Genomic DNA, 4,922 nt, shown 5'->3' on the forward strand with positions numbered 1-4,922 from the left:
TCCGAGCACATCGGAGGCCGCGAGTCTTTAAGAGTTGCGCCGGGCGGGGCTGGGCCTGCCCGGGCGGAGCCCGGCGGGGTGGGGCCCCGCCCGGCGTGGGGTGGTTGGTGGCGGTGCGTCAGCTGCCCGGCTGGGCGGAGCGGAGGGAGATCGCCTTGAGGAAGACGTCGCCGATCTTGGCGGGGTCCTTCGCGGAGAAGACGCCGCCGCCGGTCAGCTTCGTGATCTTCTGCAGCGGCTCCGCGTTGACGTCGCCGATGGTCAGGATGATCATCTGGATCGGGCGCTGCGGGTCGGCGGTGTCCTTCAGCTTCGCCAGCAGGTTCTCCAGCGAGATGCCGTTGTCGTCGTCGTTGTCGCCGTCGGTCATCAGCACGACCGAGTTGACCCGGCCGGGGTCCCAGTCCTTCTGCACGGTCTGGTACGCCGCGAGGATCGTGTCGTAGAGACCCGTGTCGCCGTCCGGCTTGGGCGTGATGGCGCCCAGCGCCTGGAGCATCCGGGTGCGCTGCGACGACAGCGGACCGATCGGCAGCAGCTGCTTGTAGTCCTTGGCCCCGTCCAGCTCCGTGGAGAACGTCCACAGGCCGACCGCCCACGACTCGTCGAACAGCCCCAGGCCGCGCCGCGACGCCTCCAGGGTGATCTGGGCACGGGTGGCGCCGCCGGCGGTGGCGACCCTGGTCAGCATCGAGCCGGACACGTCGATGACGGCCAGCATCCGGGCGGGCAGCGTCACCGCGACCCAGGTGGACAGCACCTTGTCCACGGCGGCGGTGGCGGCCGGGGCGGTCGGCGACGCGGCCGGCGAGGGCACCTGCGCGACCTCGGGCGCGCCGGTCGGCGTGGTGGCGCCCGCGCCGAACGAGCCGTCCGGCCCGCGCAGGCCGACCTTGGCGAGCCGGTCGCGGAACGCAGGCTCGCGCAGCGCCTCCAGGAACCGGGAGGCGACCGCCTGGCGGTCGGCGTCGATGCCCGGCATGACGGCGTAGGGGTAGTCCAGCGCGATCGGCGCGGGCTCCAGGTAGAGACCGGCCAGCGGCACCGGCGGCTTGGCCGCGTTGTACGCGATGACGGCCTGCTCCGACAGCGGGGCCGCGCCCAGCGCGGAGGCGATCGCGGCCGGGTCGGTGGAGCGCGGGAAGCGCGCGAGCACGTCCTGGCGCAGCACGGAGCGCCCGGCCGCCAGGGTGCGCAGCGCGCCGGTGGTGGCGGCCTGCGCGTTGGCGGACGCGTTCGCGGTGCTCGCGAGCGCCAGCAGGCCGGACAGGCCGGCAGCGTCGCGGGTGGGCTCGACGATGCCGACCTTCAGCTTCGTGCCCGACGTCATCTGCTGCAGCAGCGCGGGCCAGGTGAGCTTGGCGTTCGGCCAGCCGAGAGCCTTGGCGGCGGGCTCGGCCATGGCCACCACGACCGGGCTGCGCGCGATGGACGGCGCCTCCTGGACCGCGGTGTTGGGCGCGGCCGCGGTGACCCGGGCCAGCCAGGTCGCGGAGTCCGGGATCCACACGTCCGGCACCTGGGTGCTGCCGTTGGGCTGGCCGACACCGGTCAGCGACAGCCCGCGCAGCGCGGCGACGGCCGCGGCGACGTCGGCCGGGTCGGCGGTGACCACGTCCACCGCCACGCAGGCGCCGTCGACGGCGGCCTGCTGCTCGCTGAGCGCGGCGGCGGTGTCCTTCAGCGCCGGCGCGATCTCCGCGGGGGCGGCGACGGTCAGCGAGGCCGTCCCGGAGCACCCGGGCTCGGCGAGCTGGTCGTACACGATGAAGGCGCCCGAGACCACGAGCGCGACCGCGAACACTGCGGCGACGGCGCTGAGGGCGGGGTGGATACGGCGAACGTTGCGATGGCGGCCCGGCACAGAGCACATGTTTCGTCAACGTGAAGGCAGCTCGCCACATACGTTCGGCCGAATGTTACCGGCCGGGAACGAGGTGGCTCGGCCCGCTGGACTGCGGATCAGTGCTAACTCGGCGGAAAGATCAACCGTTACTCCCTCTGATGGACGGGGAAACCTCCCGTCACGTCCCATTACTTGGGAGTAGCTGGGGGATATGTCGATGTGGGCGGGTCGGCCGAGGCGTTCGGCCGGGCGGGACGGGGGTGGCGCGGCGCTGCAGGCGGGAGCGATCGTCATCGATGACGACGTGCGTGGTGACATTCGTCACGACGACGCCGACAGCTTGGAGGAGGACTACACGCAGTCGCGCTACGGCGACCCTCAGTCGGCGGTCGTGACGCGGGCCCGGCTGCTCAGCTTCACGCCGTACCTGCCCAAACCGGACCGATTGTGCACCGACACCGCCAACCTGCTGCGCCCGCTGGTGCGGGCCGGGATCATCGACACCTGGGCCACCGACCACAGCTACCCGACCCAGCGGGCCTGGCGTCTGCTGCCGTCCCGGCTCGCCCTGCCCCGGCAGCTGCCGCTCGACGGATACGTCGAGCCCGACGGCGGCATCACCCTGTTCGCGCTGCCCGAGGAGTACGACCGGCCGCCGCTGTGCATGCTCGACTGGGTCATCGACTGGACCGCCAACGGCAGGCTCGACAGCAACTGGTGGACCACCGCCGTCCACGTCACCGCCTCCACCGGCCTGCCCGCCACCGGCACCCTGCGCCCCTGAGCCTCCCGCCGAGCCGCGAGGTCCGGCCCGACGTTCCGCCCGCCCGCAAGATCACCGTTTCCGGTCAGAACATTTAGTGCGGCTCGACATCTTGACCAGAAATCGCGATCATCCCGCATGCCGCGCCGCCCGCAGCAATGTCGTCGCAGGTGGAGACGGCTGTCGCCGTGCGGGCGGCGGCGCGCGGCGGCAGAATCGAGCCGTGGACGTCGTGATCGTCGAGCCCGCGCGGCTCGGGCAGGTGCACCTGGCGGACGGCCGCCGCCTCGGCTGGGCCGAGTGGGGCCCGCCGGACGGTGCCGCGGTGCTGTTCTGCCCCGGTGCCGCCACCAGCCGCCGGCTCGGCTTCGGCGCGGACGTGGTGGACGCGCTCGGCGTACGCCTCATCTCGCTGGACCGGCCCGGTCTGGGCGCGTCCGATCCGGCACCCGGCCGGACGCTGCCCGGCTGGGCGGCCGACGTCGCCGAGTTCGCGGCGCTGGCACGCGCGGGGCGGCCGGCGGTGGTGGGCTTCTCGCAGGGCGGCCCGTTCGCGCTGGCCTGCGCGGCGGCCGGGGCGGTGTCCGCGGCCGCGATCGTGTCCGGCACCGACGAGCTGGCCCGGCCGGAGGTGTCCGCGCGGCTGGAGCCGCAGCTGCGCTGGCTGGTGTCGTCGGCCGCCGACGACCCCGACGAGGCCGAGGCGTACTTCGCGCAGCTGGACGCCGAGAAGCTGCTGCACATGGTGGTCTCGCTGAGCGGACCGGCCGACCGCGCCGTGTACGAGGACCCGGCGTTCGCCGGCCCGTTCCGCCGGGCGCTGGCCGAGGGCTTCGCGCAGGGCCCGGCCGGCTACGCCCGGGACACGCTGCTGTCGATGAGCCCCTGGCCGTTCGACCCGGCCGCGATCGAGGTGCCGGTCGAGTTCTGGTACGGCGGGCAGGACACCAGCCCCGTGCACTCGCCCGACTTCGGCGAGGCGCTCGCGGCCCGCGTCCCGCACGCGCACCGCCACCTGCTCGCCCAGACCGGCGGCGCCCTTTTGTGGACCCACGCCGAGCGCATCCTCACCTCGCTGCTCCGCCTCACCGGCGCCCTCCCGCCCGCCGACGCCTGAACCCCGCCGACCGGGCCGGTTCGGCGGCGTACCCGTGCCTGAGTGGACCTGCCAGCCGGGCCCGCGCGGGCGCAGAGTTGCAGCGTAAGGGCTGTACGGGCACCGGAGAGGAGACCGCGACGTGGCGGAGAGGATCGTTCGGCATGACGGCCTGGAGCTGTGGACCGAGGACTTCGGCAACCCGGCCGACCCGGCGCTGCTGCTCGTCGTGGGCGCCAGCGCGTCGGCCGTGCACTGGCCGGAGTCGATGTGCCGGGAGCTGGCCGGACAAGGCCTGCACGTGATCCGGTACGACCAGCGCGACAGCGGGCAGTCCTCGATCGTCGACTACGCCGCCGAGCCGTACGACTGCCGCACGCTCGCCGGGGACGCGCTGGCCGTGCTGGACGCGTACGGCATCGGCGCGGCGCACGTGTGGGGCGCCTCGATGGGCGGGCTGATCTGCCAGCTGCTGGCGCTGGAGCACCGCGAGCGGGTGCTGACGGCGACGCTGATGTGCACCGCGTCGGACCTCAGCGCCGTCCCGGCGTCGCTGGCCGGGCAGGAGACCACGTTCGACCCGCCGTGCGACCCGGCGTACGTCGCCGCGCTCACGCAGATGGCGGTGGAGGCGGCGGCGTCCCCGCCGACCACCCGCGAGGAGCTGATCGAGCTGCGCCGCCGCAACTTCCGGCTGCTCGGGGGCACCCGGTGCGACGCCGAGGGCCTCGACCGGTTCATCGCGCTGGACGTCGACCGGGCGCGGGTGCCCGGCCGCCCGGACAGCCACCCGCTGGCGGTGGCGGCCACCGGGCCGGACCTCGCGCCGCGGCTGGCCGCGCTGGACCTGCCGGTGCTGGTGCTGCACGGCGACGAGGACCCGATCGTGCCGGTGGCGCACGGCCGCCGTCTCGCCGCGGCCATCCCCGGCGCGCGGTACGTCGAGCTGAAGGGCTGGGGCCACGCCCTGCCCGACCGCGACGTGCTGCGCGAGTCGGTCGACGCCGTGCTGGACCTGATCGGCAGGTGAGCCGCTCATCCCGACCGGCCGAACCGCCGGTGGGAGTGAGCCGTCCGGCTCCGGCGGGGCCGGAACACCAGGCCGGTGGACCGCTGCGCGGTCACTCAACGGTTGTCGGTTGGCGGAACCGGGAGGTGTTCCGCCGCAGCCGTCAACTCTTGGGTTGTCGCGACAACCCAAGAGTTGACGGCTGCGG

Annotated in this window: 4 protein-coding genes; 3 read left to right on the forward strand and 1 reads right to left on the reverse strand. The window is 74.0% G+C overall.

Features of this window, described 5'->3' with window-relative positions:
• Nucleotides 1-118 precede the first annotated feature (118 nt).
• Complete coding sequence (locus AB0J67_RS39120) at nt 119-1,864, reverse strand: VWA domain-containing protein (protein ID WP_363490551.1); 1,746 nt, start codon at nt 1,862-1,864, stop codon at nt 119-121.
• A gap of 286 nt (nt 1,865-2,150) precedes the next feature.
• Between AB0J67_RS39120 and AB0J67_RS39125 the strand changes: the two genes are divergently transcribed.
• The 3 genes from AB0J67_RS39125 to AB0J67_RS39135 all read left to right on the forward strand — a co-directional run bounded on the left by AB0J67_RS39125 (nt 2,151) and on the right by AB0J67_RS39135 (nt 4,735).
• Entirely contained in the window at nt 2,151-2,630 is a 480-nt protein-coding gene (locus tag AB0J67_RS39125; protein ID WP_363490553.1) for a hypothetical protein, read from the forward strand.
• 304 nt (nt 2,631-2,934) lie between these two features.
• Nucleotides 2,935-3,726, forward strand: a complete 792-nt coding sequence (locus AB0J67_RS39130) for an alpha/beta hydrolase (protein ID WP_363490557.1) — start codon at nt 2,935-2,937, stop codon at nt 3,724-3,726.
• A 121-nt stretch (nt 3,727-3,847) separates the two neighbouring features.
• Nucleotides 3,848-4,735 (forward strand): alpha/beta hydrolase, encoded by an 888-nt coding sequence (locus AB0J67_RS39135; protein WP_363490555.1) that lies wholly within the window; start codon nt 3,848-3,850, stop codon nt 4,733-4,735.
• The last annotated feature ends 187 nt before the right edge of the window (nt 4,736-4,922 follow it).

Origin of the sequence: Catellatospora sp. NPDC049609, assembly GCF_040675365.1 — a bacterium.
Taxonomy (GTDB): domain Bacteria; phylum Actinomycetota; class Actinomycetes; order Mycobacteriales; family Micromonosporaceae; genus Catellatospora.